Annotated in this window: 14 protein-coding genes and 1 tRNA gene; 12 read left to right on the top strand and 3 right to left on the bottom strand. The window is 62.3% G+C overall.

Annotated features, from left to right (window positions below):
- The first annotated feature begins 68 nt into the window (after positions 1-68).
- The 4 genes from gyrA to queA are packed head-to-tail and all read left to right on the top strand — an operon-like array spanning position 69 to position 5,366.
- The gene (gene gyrA / locus D1223_RS13555; protein WP_119376946.1) at positions 69-2,843 is read left to right on the top strand and encodes a DNA gyrase subunit A; all 2,775 of its coding nucleotides are present in this window, start codon (positions 69-71) and stop codon (positions 2,841-2,843) included.
- 49 nt (positions 2,844-2,892) lie between these two features.
- Complete coding sequence (gene coaD / locus D1223_RS13550; RefSeq protein ID WP_119376945.1) at positions 2,893-3,387, top strand: pantetheine-phosphate adenylyltransferase; 495 nt, start codon at positions 2,893-2,895, stop codon at positions 3,385-3,387.
- Between the two features lie 2 nt (positions 3,388-3,389).
- The gene (locus tag D1223_RS13545; protein ID WP_119376944.1) at positions 3,390-4,301 is read left to right on the top strand and encodes a peptidylprolyl isomerase; all 912 of its coding nucleotides are present in this window, start codon (positions 3,390-3,392) and stop codon (positions 4,299-4,301) included.
- Between the two features lie 12 nt (positions 4,302-4,313).
- Positions 4,314-5,366, top strand: a complete 1,053-nt coding sequence (gene queA, locus D1223_RS13540; RefSeq protein ID WP_119376943.1) for a tRNA preQ1(34) S-adenosylmethionine ribosyltransferase-isomerase QueA — start codon at positions 4,314-4,316, stop codon at positions 5,364-5,366.
- Here the strand turns inward: queA and D1223_RS13535 are convergent, their stop codons facing one another.
- Complete coding sequence (locus tag D1223_RS13535; RefSeq protein WP_119376942.1) at positions 5,367-5,930, bottom strand: nucleotidyltransferase family protein; 564 nt, start codon at positions 5,928-5,930, stop codon at positions 5,367-5,369.
- 89 nt (positions 5,931-6,019) lie between these two features.
- Between D1223_RS13535 and tgt the strand changes: the two genes are divergently transcribed.
- Positions 6,020-7,156, top strand: coding sequence for a tRNA guanosine(34) transglycosylase Tgt (gene tgt, locus D1223_RS13530; RefSeq protein ID WP_119376941.1), 1,137 nt, complete (start codon positions 6,020-6,022; stop codon positions 7,154-7,156).
- Here the strand turns inward: tgt and D1223_RS13525 are convergent.
- Complete coding sequence (locus tag D1223_RS13525) at positions 7,110-7,901, bottom strand: hypothetical protein (RefSeq protein WP_119376940.1); 792 nt, start codon at positions 7,899-7,901, stop codon at positions 7,110-7,112. The two genes, tgt and D1223_RS13525, sit on opposite strands and share 47 nt — an antisense overlap.
- 113 nt (positions 7,902-8,014) lie before the next feature.
- Here D1223_RS13525 and D1223_RS13520 point away from each other — a divergent pair.
- A tRNA-Lys gene (locus D1223_RS13520) sits at positions 8,015-8,090 on the top strand.
- Between the two features lie 100 nt (positions 8,091-8,190).
- On the opposite strand, the gene D1223_RS13515 is transcribed toward D1223_RS13520, so the two are convergent.
- Positions 8,191-8,580, bottom strand: coding sequence for a VOC family protein (locus D1223_RS13515; protein WP_119376939.1), 390 nt, complete (start codon positions 8,578-8,580; stop codon positions 8,191-8,193).
- A 235-nt stretch (positions 8,581-8,815) separates the two neighbouring features.
- On the opposite strand from D1223_RS13515, the gene D1223_RS13510 reads away from it, so the two are divergent.
- The 6 genes from D1223_RS13510 to D1223_RS13485 all read left to right on the top strand — a co-directional run bounded on the left by D1223_RS13510 (position 8,816) and on the right by D1223_RS13485 (position 15,327).
- Positions 8,816-10,888, top strand: coding sequence for a hypothetical protein (locus D1223_RS13510; protein ID WP_119376938.1), 2,073 nt, complete (start codon positions 8,816-8,818; stop codon positions 10,886-10,888).
- Between the two features lie 195 nt (positions 10,889-11,083).
- Complete coding sequence (locus tag D1223_RS13505) at positions 11,084-11,383, top strand: hypothetical protein (RefSeq protein ID WP_147372821.1); 300 nt, start codon at positions 11,084-11,086, stop codon at positions 11,381-11,383.
- Positions 11,377-11,787 (top strand): GtrA family protein, encoded by a 411-nt coding sequence (locus D1223_RS13500; protein WP_119376936.1) that lies wholly within the window; start codon positions 11,377-11,379, stop codon positions 11,785-11,787. The genes D1223_RS13505 and D1223_RS13500 overlap by 7 nt, the downstream gene beginning before the upstream one ends.
- Positions 11,784-13,238, top strand: a complete 1,455-nt coding sequence (locus tag D1223_RS13495; RefSeq protein WP_119376935.1) for a UbiA family prenyltransferase — start codon at positions 11,784-11,786, stop codon at positions 13,236-13,238. The genes D1223_RS13500 and D1223_RS13495 overlap by 4 nt, the downstream gene beginning before the upstream one ends.
- The gene (locus D1223_RS13490) at positions 13,235-14,566 is read left to right on the top strand and encodes an FAD-binding protein (RefSeq protein ID WP_119376934.1); all 1,332 of its coding nucleotides are present in this window, start codon (positions 13,235-13,237) and stop codon (positions 14,564-14,566) included. Before D1223_RS13495 ends, D1223_RS13490 begins: the two co-directional genes overlap by 4 nt.
- Complete coding sequence (locus D1223_RS13485) at positions 14,563-15,327, top strand: SDR family NAD(P)-dependent oxidoreductase (RefSeq protein WP_119376933.1); 765 nt, start codon at positions 14,563-14,565, stop codon at positions 15,325-15,327. The genes D1223_RS13490 and D1223_RS13485 overlap by 4 nt, the downstream gene beginning before the upstream one ends.
- Positions 15,328-15,330 lie beyond the last annotated feature (3 nt).

Here is a 15,330-nt window from a genome sequence, read left to right as displayed (position 1 = left end):
GCTAGGCTGAAAGCCAGATTCGGCGGGCGATTCGACGCCTGCGTAGGATAGCAGAAGGCAGGTCTTCCGTGAGCGACGAAAACACTCCGCCAGAAGAACCCGAGAACCCGCAGCCGCCGCACCAGGACGGCATCGATCCGGTCGATATCGAGGATGAGCTCAAGCGCTCCTATCTCGACTATGCGATGAGCGTGATTGTCAGCCGCGCGCTGCCCGATGTGCGCGACGGCCTGAAGCCCGTTCACCGCCGGATTCTGTATGCAATGCATGTCGGCGGCAACACGCCTGACAAGCCTTACAAGAAGTCGGCCAATATTGTCGGTGCCGTGATGGGTAACTTCCACCCGCACGGCGACAGCGCGATCTATGATGCGCTGGTGCGGATGGCGCAGCCCTTCTCCATGGGCCTCACCATGGTGGACGGGCAGGGCAATTTCGGCTCGATCGACAACGACCCGCCGGCCGCCATGCGCTACACCGAATCGCGCATGACGAAGGCGGCGCAGTACCTGCTCGCCGATATCGACAAGGACACGGTGCCCTTCCAGGACACCTATGACGGCTCGCAGCAGGAGCCGATGGTCCTGCCGGCGCAGTTCCCGAACCTGCTTGTGAATGGCGGCGGCGGCATCGCGGTCGGCATGGCGACCAATATCCCGCCGCACAATCTCGGCGAAGTGGTCGATGCGACGCTCGCCATGATCGACGATCCGGCCATTGACGACGAGGCACTGCTGGAAATCGTCCCGGGGCCGGACTTTCCGACCGGCGGCCTGATCCTTGGCTATGCCGGTTCGCGCAAGGCGCTGCTGGAGGGCCGCGGCTCTGTCCTGATGCGCTCGCGCACGGAGATCGAAGAGGTGCGCTCCGGTCGCCAGGCGATCATCGTCAGCGAGATTCCCTACCAGGTGAACAAGGCGGCGATGGTGCAGAAGATTGCCGAACTGGTCCGCGACAAGCGGATCGAGGGCATTGCCGACCTGCGCGATGAGTCCGACCGTCACGGCATCCGCGTCGTGATCGAGGTGAAGAAGGATGCGAGCGTCGATGTGGTGCTGAACCAGCTCTACCGCTTCTCGCCGCTGCAAAGCTCCTTCCCGGTGAACATGCTGGCGCTGAATGGCGGCCGGCCGGAACAGCTGAACCTGCGGGCCGTGCTGCAGGCCTTCATCCAGTTCCGCGAGGAAGTCGTTGCCCGGCGCACCAAGTTCGAGTTGAACAAGGCCCGCGACCGCGCACACGTCTTGGTCGGTCTTGCGCTGGCCGTGGCCAATATCGACGAGGTCATCCGCATCATCCGCCATGCGCCGGATCCGAATGCAGCCCGCGAGCAATTGCTGGCGAAAGCCTGGCCGATCATGGATATGGGCCCGCTGCTCGACCTCATCGCCGACAGGCGGACCCGCCGGGGCGATGGCGATACCATCTACCTCTCCGACGAGCAGGCCCGCTCCATCCTCGCCCTGCAGCTCTCGCGCCTGACCGGCCTTGGCCGTGACGAGATCGGCAATGAGGCGAAAGGCCTGTCGGAAAAGATCGCCGACTATCTCGACATCCTGCGCTCGCGGCCGCGTATCCTCGACATCATCCGCGCCGAACTGAGCGAGGTGAAGGAAAAGTTCGCCGTACCGCGCCGCTCGGAGTTCACCTTCGCCGATGCGGACATGGACGATGAGGACCTGATCGAGCGCGAGGACATGGTCGTCACGGTGACCCATGGCGGCTATGTGAAGCGTGTCCCGCTCTCGACCTACCGTACCCAGCATCGCGGCGGGAAAGGGCGCTCCGGCGTCTCGATGAAGGACGAGGATTTCGTCACCCGTCTCTTCACCGCCAATACCCATACCGAGATCCTGTTCTTCAGCTCCGAAGGCATGGTCTACAAGGAAAAGGTCTGGCGCCTGCCGGTCGGCTCGCCGCAATCGCGCGGCAAGGCGCTGGTCAATATCTTCCCGCTGGCCAAGGATGAGCGCATCACCTCGGTCATGCCGCTGCCGGACGATGAGGAGAGCCGCAACGAGCTCGACGTCATGTTCGCCACGCGCTCGGGCACGGTCCGCCGCAACAAGCTGAGCGACTTCATCCGCGTCAATCGCAACGGCAAGATCGCGATGAAACTGGATGAGGGCGATGGCATCGTTTCGGTGAAGATCTGTACCGAAGACAATGACATCATGCTGACCACAGCGCTCGGCAAATGCATCCGCTTCAAGGTCGATGATGTGCGCGTCTTTGCGGGCCGCAATTCCACTGGCGTTCGCGGCATCCGTCTGGAGAAGGGCGACGAAGTCATTGCCATGGGCATCATGCACCATGTCGAAGTGACCTCCGCCGAGGCGCGCGCCTATCTCAAGCATGCAGCCGCCATGCGGCGCGCGGCGAGTGGCGAGGACGATATCGACGAAGGCGATATTGCCGCCGACGATGAGGCCGACGAGAGCGGTGAGGAAGAAGCCGCGCTCAGCACCGAGCGGATCGCCGAACTGGGCGCCCGGGAGGAGTTCATCCTCTCGATCACCGATGACGGCATGGGCAAACGCTCTTCCAGCTACGACTACCGGGTCACCGGCCGTGGCGGCAAAGGCCTCGTCGCGCACAATATCTGGGGCCGCGACAAGAAGAAGGGGCCGGTCAAGAAGATCGCCCAGTCCTTCACGGTCGACGATAATGACCAGGTCATGCTCGTCACCAATGGCGGCCAGCTCATCCGCACCGGGGTTGACCAAATCCGCATTGCCGGACGGGCAACTTCGGGCGTCTGGGTGCTGCGCACCAATGAGGGCGAGCGTGTTGTCTCTGTTGCACGTCTTGTAGAAGACAGCGAAGACGATACAGAAGAGTAGCAGGCCGTCCTGGCCTGCTATTCAGTGCACGGGGCAGGGAGGAACCTCAATGGAACGCGTCGGACTTTACCCCGGAACCTTCGATCCGATCACGATGGGGCACCTTGATATTATCGGCCGGGCCCTCAAGCTGGTCGACAAGCTGATCATCGGGGTTGCCGTCAACGAAGCCAAGAAGCCGCTTTTCTCGCTGGAGGAACGGGTCTCGATTGTCGAGCAGGACACCGCCGACCTGCCCAATCCGCGCAATGTCACGATCGAGGTCAGGCCCTTCGACAACCTGCTGATGCACTTTGCCGAAACCTGCAATGTGAACGTCATCGTCCGCGGCCTGCGCGCTGTGTCGGACTTTGAATATGAGTTCCAGATGACCGCGATGAACGAGCAGCTGAATCGCGAGATTGAAACCGTCTTCCTGATGGCGGATGTTCAGCATCAGGCTGTCGCGTCTCGCCTGGTCAAGGAGATCGCGAAGTTCGGGGGCGATATCACCTCCTTCGTCACGCCGCGCGTGAGGGAGAGGCTTCTGGAGAAGTACAAGTGACGATGACACGCCTCGTTTCCGTTACCCTTGCCTGTAGTGCCTTGCTGGTCGCCACCGCCTGCGGCGAGGAGAGCGATGGCAGCGCGAATGCCGAACCCTCCAGCGCGAGCGCGCCGGAGTGGACCATGGAAGACGTGAACGCTGCGCCCGATGAGTGGCGCCAGGTCGATGCGGACAACATGCTGGTCTTCGAGACCAGCAAGGGGCGTATCATCATCGAGATGCTGCCGGACGTGGCGCCGAACCATGTCGAACAGTTCCGCACCATCGCTGAATCCGGCGATTTTGACGGCACCAGCTTTCACCGCGTGATCGATGACTTCATGGCGCAGGGCGGCGATATCTTTGCCCTGAAGGGCCGCGAGTCCGGCCTGCCGGACCTGAAGGGCGAGTTCACCTTCCGCCGCAACCCGCAGGAGATGAAGATCAATCCGATCGGTCCTGAGGGCGGCGCGACGCAGGGCCTCTACAAGGGCTTCCCGATCGCCACCCAGAGCGCCTATCTCGCCGAGATGACGAAGGATGGCAGCGTCGACAGCTGGGTGCCGCATTGCCCCGGTGTCGTCTCGACGGCGCGGACTGACGATCCAAACTCCGCCAACAGCCAGTTCTTCCTCATGCGCTACCAGGCCGAGCACCTCGACAAGGGCTACACCGCCTGGGGCCGTGTGATTGACGGGTTTGATGTCGTACGCGCCATCAAGATCGGGCCGGAACCGAATGGCACGCCGATCGAGGATCCCGACATTCTTGAAGAGGCGTATATGGCCTCCGAACTGCCTGATGATGAGCGTCCGGTCGCCTATGTCCAGCGCACGGATATCCAGGTCTGGACCGACCGGCTGGCCGCGGCAGCGCAGCTGAAGAACGACATTTGCGACATCCCGCGCGTGCCTGCCGTCATCGACGAATAGGCGCTACCTGCCTTGGACCTGACGGCTTACGCATTCGATCTTCCCGAAGCGCTGATCGCGCTGCGGCCGGCTGAGCCGCAGGATGCTGCGCGCCTGCTGGTCGTGCACGGCGATGGCCGGCTGGAGGATGCGGGCGTGCGGGACTTGCCGCGCTATCTCGCGGCCGGCGACACGCTGGTCTTCAACGATACACGCGTCATCCCGGCAGCCCTGAAGGGCACTCGCCTTGCACGCGATTCATCGGGGTCGGATATCGCCGTTGACGCGAATCTCGTCGAGCGGGCCGGGCCGTCCGAATGGCGCGCCCTGGCGCGGCCGGGCAAACGGCTGAAGCCGGGTGACCGGATCATTTTCGGAGAGGGCTTCGAGGCGGCGCTCACCAGCAAGGCGGAGACCGGCGAAATCACGCTTGATTTCAACGTGGAAGGCGAGGCGCTGGATCTCGCGCTCGATGCCTTCGGCGCAATGCCATTGCCGCCCTATATCGCCCGGCGCCGGGCGGCTGATGGCAAGGACCGGGAGACCTACCAGACCAGCTTTGCCGGAGAGGATGCCCAGTCGGTTGCCGCGCCCACGGCCGGCCTGCACTTCACCCCGCGCCTGCGCGAGGAACTGGCCGCGGTCGGCATATTGAACGAGACGGTGCGCCTGCATGTCGGCCTCGGCACCTTCTCGCCGCTCAAGGAAAGCCAGCTGGAAAGCGGCAAGCTGCATGAAGAATGGCGGCGCGTCAGCCCGGAAGTGGCCGAACGGCTGAACGCGGTCCGCGAGGCAGGCAAGCGTATCGTCCCGGTCGGCACGACAGCGCTACGTACGCTGGAAAGCTCGGTCGCGGGCGGGCTTATTGTGCCGACGGTTGGGCCGACGGACATCTTCCTGAAGCCCGGCGACAGGCTCCAGGCGACGGATGCGCTGGTCACCAATTTCCACCTGCCGGAAAGCTCGCTCTTCATGCTGGTCTGCGCACTGATGGGGACGGATGTGATGCAGGCGGCCTATGCGCATGCAATCAGGCAGGAATACCGGTTCTATTCCTATGGCGATGCCTGCCTGCTGCTGCCCTGATCAGGTGTTGTTCTGGATGGTCAGCCAGGGCCAGCGCGCCTTGTAACTCTCGGCCTTTTTCAGGAAGAGCGGATCGTCCGCCGTCTTCGGATTGGGGCGCAGGATACCGTTCCAGAGGTCCTGCAGGCCGTCCGGCGCGTGGATGTCTCCAGTGTCGACATTGATGCCGATGCAGGTGCAGGCGACAAGGAAGCCCTCAATCCCGTCCCGTGACGAAGTGAGGGGCGCGATGGGTCGGCCGAATTTCTGCTCATACCAGAGATGGACCCGCGCCTGGTTACGGATTTCAATCGTCGCATCAAGGTCAGAGAAGTGCTGCGCCGCGCGCTGGATGACCTCGTCCTCGGCCTCCCAGGACACATCGGACGCATCGAAATAGAAGATGTCGAAATCGCTGATGCCCCAACCTGGCGGGTTGCCCGAGCGATGGTTCCAGACGGGCTGGAACAGGCAGCCCGCTGCGAGGTAGCAATCCGGCAGGCCGAGCGCGGGCAGCCGCTCCAGAAGGGCCACATTGGTTGGCACGGCGCGGACATGGCGGAGAAAGCCGGCCTGATCGAGCAATTCGGATTCACCTCCTGTCCGTCATGGACGTCATGCCAGCCGCGATTGAAGGCTTGCCAGCCCCCTGCGGTTGAGCCACATGCCCTCGCATGGCGACTTTCCCATTCGAGATCAAGGCCCGCGAGGGGGCGGCGCGGACCGGTGTGCTGAAGACAGCACGCGGGGATATCCGCACGCCCGCCTTCATGCCGGTCGGCACTGCCGGGACGGTCAAGGCGCTCTATATGGACCAGGTCAAGCAGGCCGGCGCCGATATCATCCTCGGCAATACCTATCACCTGATGCTGCGCCCCGGCGCCGAGCGGGTAAAGCGGCTCGGCGGGCTGCACGCCTTCTCCGGCTGGTCCGGCCCGATGCTGACCGACAGTGGCGGCTTCCAGGTCTGGTCGCTGTCGCAGCTCAGGAAGATGGACAAGGACGGCGTGACCTTCCGCAGCCATATTGACGGCTCCGAGCACCGCCTGACGCCCGCACGCAGCATCGAGATCCAGGCTGACCTGCTCGGCGCGGACATCTCCATGCAGCTCGATGAGTGCACCGATTTTCCGTGCAGCCATGAAGAAGCCTTGCGCTCGCTCGAGCTGTCGCTCGACTGGGGCGGCAAGAGCCTCGGGGCGTTCGGCCAGCGCGAGGGCCAGACCCTGTTCGGCATTATCCAGGGCTCGAATTTCGAGGATCTGCGCGAGCGGTCTGCGAAGGGGGTCGTGTCACAGGGCTTTGGCGGGATCGCGCTCGGCGGTCTGGCCGTCGGCGAAGGCCATGACCAGATGTGCCGGACCATCGACATGACGGTACCGCACCTGCCGGACGACAAGCCGCGCTATGTCATGGGCGTCGGCAAGCCGATCGACCTTGTTGAGAGCGTTGCGCGCGGCATCGACATGTTCGACTGTGTTCTGCCGACGCGGGCCGGGCGCCATGGCCAGGCCTGGACCTGGGACGGCCCCATCAACCTCAAGAATGCGCAGTTCGCCGAAGACACATCCCCCATCGATGCGGCGGTCGACTGCCCAGCAAGCCAGGACTATTCGCGCGCCTATCTGCACCACCTCATCAAGGCCGGCGAGTACCTCGCGCCGATGATCCTCTCCTGGCACAACACCGCCTTCTTTCAGGCGCTGATGGCGGAGATCCGGCTGGCGATTTCAGAGAACCGGTTCGAGGCGCTGCGCGCCCATCTCAGCCATCGCTGGGCGGCGACGAAGTCGCGTCCGAAGCAGGACTAGCCTCTTCCGCTTCGGCCGGGCTCTCCGACCATTTGTCATCGGGCCATTCCTCGGGCCAGTCATAGGTCTCTTCGAGGCTCATGCCCGTATTCGGGGTCACCGGCGCAGACGCATCGGCGCTGGCCGGCCGGTATTGGGGCGGGGTGGTATCGACGAAGTCGACCGGCGGCGGGGCGGGCTCGACGGAAAGCGCTTCGTCTGAAGGTTCGCGATAGGGTGCGGCAATGCCCTCGCAGCCCTTCATGAAGCCCAGCGCCTTCAGGTAGGTGCGCCGGTGGCTGCCGCGTTTTTCGGCCTGGCTGACTTTCTTCTGGTAGGCCTTGGCCCCGCTGAGGCGGCGCACCCAGCTGCGATAGGGAATGATGGCGCCGGCTTCGTCGGCGATGATGTCAAGGACTTCCTCGGAGGCCTCATCGGCGGCGTAATCGGAAACGGTCGGATCGGCTTCATGTTGCGGCAGGGCATCCCAGTCCGGGCCCAGCACTTCGTTCAGTGCGGCAACCTGCTGGGAGATCTCGAGGCAGGAGATGTCAGCGGGAATGTCATACGGGTTCTCGATTTCCTGCAGGATGGCGGGAATCGGTTCGCGTTGCAGGTTGAGATCGCGCAGCGGGGTCATGGCGGCTGTCGTGGCGCCCGAGCGCGTTTCGCTGACGGCGCGATTGGCCGCAGCGCCCGTTTCGTGGCTCGCGCAGGCCGCAAGAAGTGCGGCGCAGGATATCGTAAACGCTACAACTGCCTTCATGGTTAATATTTGAGCGCATCAAGCGGGCGAAATAAAGGCGCCACATGACCTGCAATTCGCCGTCAAAGCTGCGTTGACCTCCACGGCGCACCCGGCTAGGTAACCGGCTCGGCGCGCCCATAGCTCAGTTGGTAGAGCAACTGACTTTTAATCAGTAGGTCACAGGTTCGAATCCTGTTGGGCGTACCATTTACTGCAGGCTGGACAGGAAAGGGGTTTCCTCGACCAGCTGCGTCGCAGCCTCCATGAGCACCAGCCTTTCGCGTCCCGACTGTCCGTCGGGCTCGGGCTAGCCGTTGAGCTGGATGAGCTGGATGAAATTACCGCATGTGTCATCCAGGACGGCGATTTTTACACCGCCCGCATCCGTCGGCAGTTGCCGGAATTCGACGCCGAGCGACTGTAGCCGCTCCACTTCGGCGTCCAAATCGTCTACGCTGAACGCCGTGTAAGGCATCCCGTCAGCATAGATCGCGTCCTGGAAGGTTCGCGCCGCCTTGTGGACATTTGGCTCCAGCGCAAGCTCGACGCCATCAGGCTCTTCCTTCGATACAAGGGTCAGCCAGCGGAATTCACCCATGGGTATGTCGTGCTTGACCGCGAATCCGAGCTTTTCGGTGTAGAAGGCCAGCGCCTTGCCCTGATCGTCGACCATCACGCTCTTGATGTACATTTTCATGGATCATCCCCCGTCGTCGCTCGCAGGGTATTGGATGGGCGCGGGCAGGCAAGGCCTTTTCGATTTGCCCGCGGGCTAGAGCTTTGAGGCAGGCGAAGCAGGGGCAGCTTTTCAGCCGGCCTGACGGATTGCGCGTGCGCAGCCTGTACACTAGGAGTAATCGCACATGTTTCAGCGCCGTTCGCGGCGGGACCGATGAGCATTTTCCCAACAGACCGCAGGTGAGGACACGACGGTGACAACCGAAACGATGCGAACGGAACAGGCCTCGTTCTGGGTGGATAAGGCGCTGTATTGTCTGCTTTTCCTGCTGATCATCGCGCCTGTCCTTTTCGTGCTTCCGCTCGGTGCGGACCTTGTGCCCATCTCGGACCGGGCGGCCAATTCGATCCTGATCGACCAGGCCAAGTCTGGCGTGGTCTGGCACGGTCATTATTCGCGCGTCGGTTTCGTTCACCCCGGCCCGTTCTTCATCTATTTGATGACCCTTGGTGAGGTCATCTTCCACGATCTTCTCAAGGTCACGTCGGCGCCGGTCGCCCAGAATATCGGCACCGCCATATACGCTTCTGTGTTTTTCATCCTTTCGGTCCGGACCCTGAGAGGTGTAGACCGCGAGCACCTGGTGGCGGCGATCGTTGCGGTCTGTGTCTCGATTGCCTGCCTGCACATGACGCTGGATGTCGTCTCCACCGTCTGGCCGCCCAACCTTTTTTTGGTGTGTGCTTTCCTACTGGGGGTCAGCGCCTGGGCCGTGCTCAACGGATCCGGCTTTGCGCTGATCGGCTTCTGCCTTGCGGGCGGGGCGCTCGTGCACGGTCATGCGAGCAATCTGGCACTCGTCCCGCTTATCGCCGTGCTGGTCGCGCTTCGCCTCGTCTACAAATTCGCCAGCAAAACGCCGTTCGCCTTCGATCTGAAACGGTCACACCTTGTCTGGTGCGCGGTGATCTTTACGGCGTTCGTCTTTCCGTTCGCCGTGCATAATCTCACCGTCATGCCGCCGGAAATCATGCGGTATGCGGAATTTTCGGACCGTGAGAGCAACTCGCTGGCCGAAGGCCTCTATTACACGGCCCATTACTGGAAAACCGGCTGGGCGCTCTTGATCCCGGTCCTGGCGGTGATCGCCGCAATCGTCCTTGCCGTGCGCCTGCGCGCGGGGCAGGTGGATCACACCGCGGCGACCGGAGATGCGTCCGACGTGCCGGGGACCGCCGGAACGGGGCGGCGGCAGGATTTCAGCGCGCTGGTCGATGCCATCTGGGTCCTTGCTGCCTTCACCCTCGCACTGGCCTATTACGCAACCGCGAAGATCGACAACCTGCACGAATACTACATCGGCTACTGGTATTACGGCGCGATTGCGTCTGGGCTTGCGGCTCTGGTTTTCATTGTGCTCCGCGCGATTCCGATCAGCCATCTGCTCTTCAGGGGGGCACTGCTTCTCGGTGCGGTCTCGGTCTATCTCGGCACGTTTTCCACGGGCGACACGAACCGGATCCGTGAGGTGATCCACGATCCTGGCATCGCGCCGGCCATGCTGGAGGCGACAGCCGGGCCGAAAGCGGTGCTCATCCCGCTGGAGCTGCGCTTCTGGCAGGAGGGGGCGATGATCGTGAACCTCTACGACCGCGCCAATGCCGGGGATATCTGCCTGATGCGGGATGAATGGCACGTCCTGTACGGACGGCGGAACATCTGCTCGGCGCAGGATATCGAAACGGCATTCGAGAATGGCGACGTGTTCTTCCTTGCCCGCAATGACAGCGGCGTCACGCCGACATTCGACCATATCCGCAATCCGCTCAATCTGATCGCATCCTATCAGACGACCGGGGTCTACAAGGCCGAGCGGGACGATTACGTCCTCTCGGGACGCTTCACGCCGGAAAGGATCGAGGACACGATGCTGCTGGATGTCCTGGCGATCGACGGGTTTTCGACAGTCGGTTCGGATGGCGTCTGGATGGACAGCGAGCATGCCGAACTGCTGCTCCCATTCGATGAGCTCGAACTCGGCGACAGGATCGTCCTGGACTTCGCGGCCTACCTGCCAAACGAGTCTTATACGCGCAGGCTGGTCGGCCGCATCGGCGGCGAAGACGTGTTCTCGCACACCTTCAGATTCGGCAAGATCTACGCGTCCGTCGAAATCGAGGTGACGCCCGATCTCCAGCTGCCGCGGACAAGCGTCCTGTCGCTTGAGGCTGACGGGACACTGTCGCCCGGCCAGTTCGGCAGCGACGATCATCGCAATCTCGCGGTCACGCTTCTGTCGATTACCAAGGTGCCCGCAGGCCAGTGAGCTCTGGCGCCATGCGGAACGGGCGGTCAGGGGAGCGCGAGCGGCCGCCGTTTGGGCGATGAGGCGCGAAATACAGGCTAGCTGTTTTCCATGACGCCGATGGACGAGCCGCGCCCTTGACACGTCATCGGGCAACAGGTTTGGACAGCATCTCGCAGCCGCTGGTTTCACCATCAGAATGTTAGGACGCTCGACGTGCCGAAAGTGTTTGTTTCTGGAGCTGCAGGCCTGGTTGGGCAGAACCTCATTCCGTCCCTGAAGCAGTCTGCGGACCTCGAAATCATTGCGGCCGACAAGCACCCGGCCAATACGCGTACAGAGGAAAAGCTGTCGTTTTTCCGATCAATCAACTGCTGTTTGCGTCAGACCGGTCAGGTCCGCCACAAAGCGAAATCGAGAACCGGTGATTTGGGGGCGTTCTTTCAAGTGATACTCCGTTATTCAAATGCGCGTGTCGATGATGTCGAAAAAGGACAGGTAGAGCGGCCATGGTGAGCCGGGAGTTCCTTTACTTCTTGCTGACCGGTGGTTTTGCTGCTCTGTGCAACTGGCTCTCGCGCATGGTGCTGTCGGCCTACATGTCGCTCGAGATTGCAATTGTCGTCGCCTACCTGATCGGTATGGCAGTCGCTTATACGCTGTTCCGAATACTTGTGTTTCAGAAAAGCGGACGCCGCGTTTCCAGCGAATTTACCCGGTTTGCCCTTGTGAACGTCGTCGCGCTTGTCCAGGTCTGGCTCGTCACAATCGGACTTGCCGATTACCTGCTGCCGGCCATCGGATGGACATGGCGCCCTGAAGACATAGCCCATGCGGCCGGTGTCGCTTCGCCTGTGCTGACAAGCTATCTGGGGCACCGGTATTTCACCTTCGGGCCGCGGGCCAAGAAGGACGTATGAGCAGGACGCCCATGTCGAAACACTTGCCGCTCATTGTCGATCTGGACGGAACGCTCCTTGTGACGGACACCCTGGCCGAAGGCTTTGCCAATGCGGTCCTTCGCAAGCCATTGAGGACCTCGGGCGGCCTGCTTACCCTGTTGAGCGGGCGTGCGGCGTTCAAGCGCTTCATCCATGAGACTGCCGAGGTGGACATTCATGCGCTTCCCGAGCGTGCCGACCTTCTGCCCTTCCTCCGCTCCGAAAAGGCGAGGGGCCGCAGCATCTACCTCGTCACGGCGGCGACGCAGTCGGTCGCGGACGAAATATTCAAACGCTACAGGGAGCTGCTCGACGGCGCCTACGGGTCATCGGATAGCGTGAACCTCAAGGGGCGGAAGAAGCGCGACTTCCTGCTCGAGACGTTCCCGGACGGCTTTGTCTATGCCGGAGACAGCAAGGCGGACCTTGCGATCTGGGAAGAGGCTGGCGGCATTGTCTTCGCTGGCGCTTCGAAAGCGATCCAGAAAAAGGCGCGCTCCTTTGGAAAGCCCGTCGAGCAGACCTTCGAGAACAAGCGGCAGAACCCGCTCGGTGTCTGGCTGAAGGCGCTGCGGCTTCACCAATGGTCCAAGAACTTCCTGCTGTTTGCGCCGCTCTTCCTGTCCGGCCAGTTCATGAATCCGGATGCATGGGGGCTTGCGATTCTCGGCTTTTTTCTGATGGGGATGGCCGCCTCCGGAACCTATCTTCTCAACGACCTGCTGGACCTGTCGGCAGACCGGCGTCACCGCACCAAACGCAATCGCCCGCTGGCCGCAGGTGACCTGTTTGTCCTGCACGGATTGATAGCGGCACCGCTGATGATTGCCGGTGCACTGGCGGCAGCCCTTTATGTCTCCGTCCCCTTCGGCATCGGATTGCTCACCTATCTCGGCCTGTCGCTGTCCTACTCCTTCGGTCTCAAACGCGTTCCGATGCTGGATGTCAGCGTTCTGGCGGCGCTGTTCAGCTGGCGGGTAGCGCTGGGAGCGTTCATCATCAGCCAGCCCTTGTCGGAATGGCTGCTGACATTTTCGGTATTCTTCTTCTTCTCGCTGTCGATGGCCAAGCGCCATGTCGAAGTCGCGTCGACGGCGCCCGGCCAGCAGGTCCGTGGGCGTGGCTATTACGCCGAAGATGCCCCGCTGACGCTCGGCATCGGCTTGTCGACCGCGGCGGCATCGATTGTGATCATGGTGCTGTTCCTGGCCGAAAGCGCCTTCAAGTCGGACATATATGTCTTCCAGGGCCTGCTCTGGGCTGTCCCGGTCCTCATCGGGTTCTGGCTGATGCGGATCTGGCTGCTCGCCCATCGCGGTGAACTGCATGATGACCCGGTTTCCTTCGCTGTTCGCGACCGGATCAGTCTCGGCCTCGGCCTGCTGCTGGCCCTTTGCTTTGCGGGCGCTGTCTTCCTGGACGTGCCATGACCCTGAAGGAAACAAAGGCGATCCGGTCATGGGGCGGTGTCACCCGGGAGCCGCACTTCGTAGCGGCGCCGGCGCGGCGCGACGGGGTGGGCGATGTCTTCGACGCGGCCGCCGGGATGGACAAAACACTGCTCGCGCATGGTCTTGGCCGCTCATATGGCGACAGCTGCCTCTCGCCCGGCAATGTGATCCTTGAGACGCGCGGCCTCGACCGCTTCATCGCCTTCGACCGCGACACCGGCATCTTGAGAGCCGAGGCCGGCGTAAGCCTTGGCGAGATCATGCGGGTGACCGTGCCGTACGGCTTCTTTCCGCATACGACGCCGGGCACGCGTTTCGTGACGCTGGGCGGGGCGGTTGCCAATGATGTCCATGGCAAGAACCACCATGTTGCCGGCTCTTTTGGCGAGAATGTCCGGGCTTTCGGTCTGCTCCGCTCCGATCGCGGCGAGGTGACAGTTACACCCGACTCCGAGCCCGAGCTGTTCCGGGCAACCGTTGGCGGGCTGGGCATGACGGGCATTATCACCTGGGGCGAGATCCAGCTGGTCAGGATCGCATCGTCAAACATCGAGCAGGAAATCTTCGCGATTAAATCCCTCGATCATTTCTTTGAGGTGATGGAGGAGAACACCCCGAAATTCGAGCACACCGTGGCCTGGGTCGACTGCACGGCCCGGAAAGATGAACTCGGCCGGGGCGTGTTCACAGGTGGAAACTGGTCGTCCGACGGCGTGCTGGAGCCGCACAGGACCGGAATGCTGAATGTCCCCTTCACGGCGCCGGGCTTCGCCTTGAATCCGCTGACGCTCAAGACGTTCAATTCCCTGTACAGATGGCGCCAGCTCTCGAAGGCGGGCCGCTCGAAGGTGCCTTACACCGCTCACTTTCATGTCCTTGATGCGATCAAGAACTGGAACCGCCTCTACGGCAAACGCGGCTTCTTCCAGTACCAGTCGGTCATCCCGTTCTCGACGGCGAAAGAGGCCACGCGGGAAATGCTGACATTGATCGCCGAATCCGGACAAGGGTCGATGCTGGCTGTCCTCAAGACCCTTGGTCCCATCGAGGGACGAGGATGGCTTTCATTCCCGAGGGAGGGCGTTACGCTCGCGCTCGATTTCCAGAACAAGGGACAGAAGACCCTGCAGCTCATGACCAATCTCGACAAGATCGTCAGCGCCGCTGGCGGCCGGCTCTACCCGGCCAAGGATGGCCGGATTTCCGCCGACATGTTCCAATCGGGCTATCCCGACTGGCAGCGCGTGGAAGCGCTTCGCGATCCGGCCATTTCCTCAAGCTTCTGGCAACGGGTCAGCCAATCATGAGTACAGCCTCCATGCCCAAGCATTATGTCATTCTCGGCGCGACCTCGGCGATTGCCGTCGCCACGGCCCGGCGGCTCGCCACAAAGGGGCACAAGCTCACCCTCCTGGCACGCAACAGCAGCGCCCTGCAGGAGATCGAGGACGACCTGCGAGTGAGAGGCGCCGAGATCGCGTCCAGCCACGCGCTCGACCTGGCGCAGGAAACCGGTCAGGCCGCAATTCTCGAGGAGATTGCGCAGACAGGTGGTCCGATAGACGGCTTGCTCGTGTTTTACGGTATCATCGGCGACCAGGCCCGCGCCGAAACCGATCCGGCGCATGCCCGCGATATCCTGCAAATCAACTTCAATTCGGCGGTCGACTGGATCCTGCCGGCGGCGCAGCTGATGGAGGCGCGTGAGCAGGGGGTCGTGCTGACCATCTCGTCGGTCGCAGGGGACCGGGGCCGGCGGTCGAACTATGTCTACGGCGCTGCCAAGGCAGGCCTGTCAGTCTTCATGCAGGGCCTCGCCCACAAATGGGATGCAATGTCGAAAGAGTTGCGGGCTGTGAACGTGAAGCTCGGCTTTGTCGACACACCCATGACCGATCATCTGGACAAGGGCGGCCCGCTCTGGGCCAAGCCGGATGGCGTGGCGGTTTCGATTGAACGCGCGCTCGAAAAGGGCGGGCCGATCGTCTACGCGCCGTGGTTCTGGCGGTGGATCATGCTGGCCATCAGGATGACGCCGAATTTCGTCTTCAAGCGCGTCAATATCTGACGC

This window comes from Henriciella mobilis (assembly GCF_003576285.1).
GTDB lineage: Bacteria > Pseudomonadota > Alphaproteobacteria > Caulobacterales > Hyphomonadaceae > Henriciella > Henriciella mobilis.
Note: the sequence above shows the minus strand (reverse complement) of the source record. Positions and strands in the feature narration are given on the sequence as shown.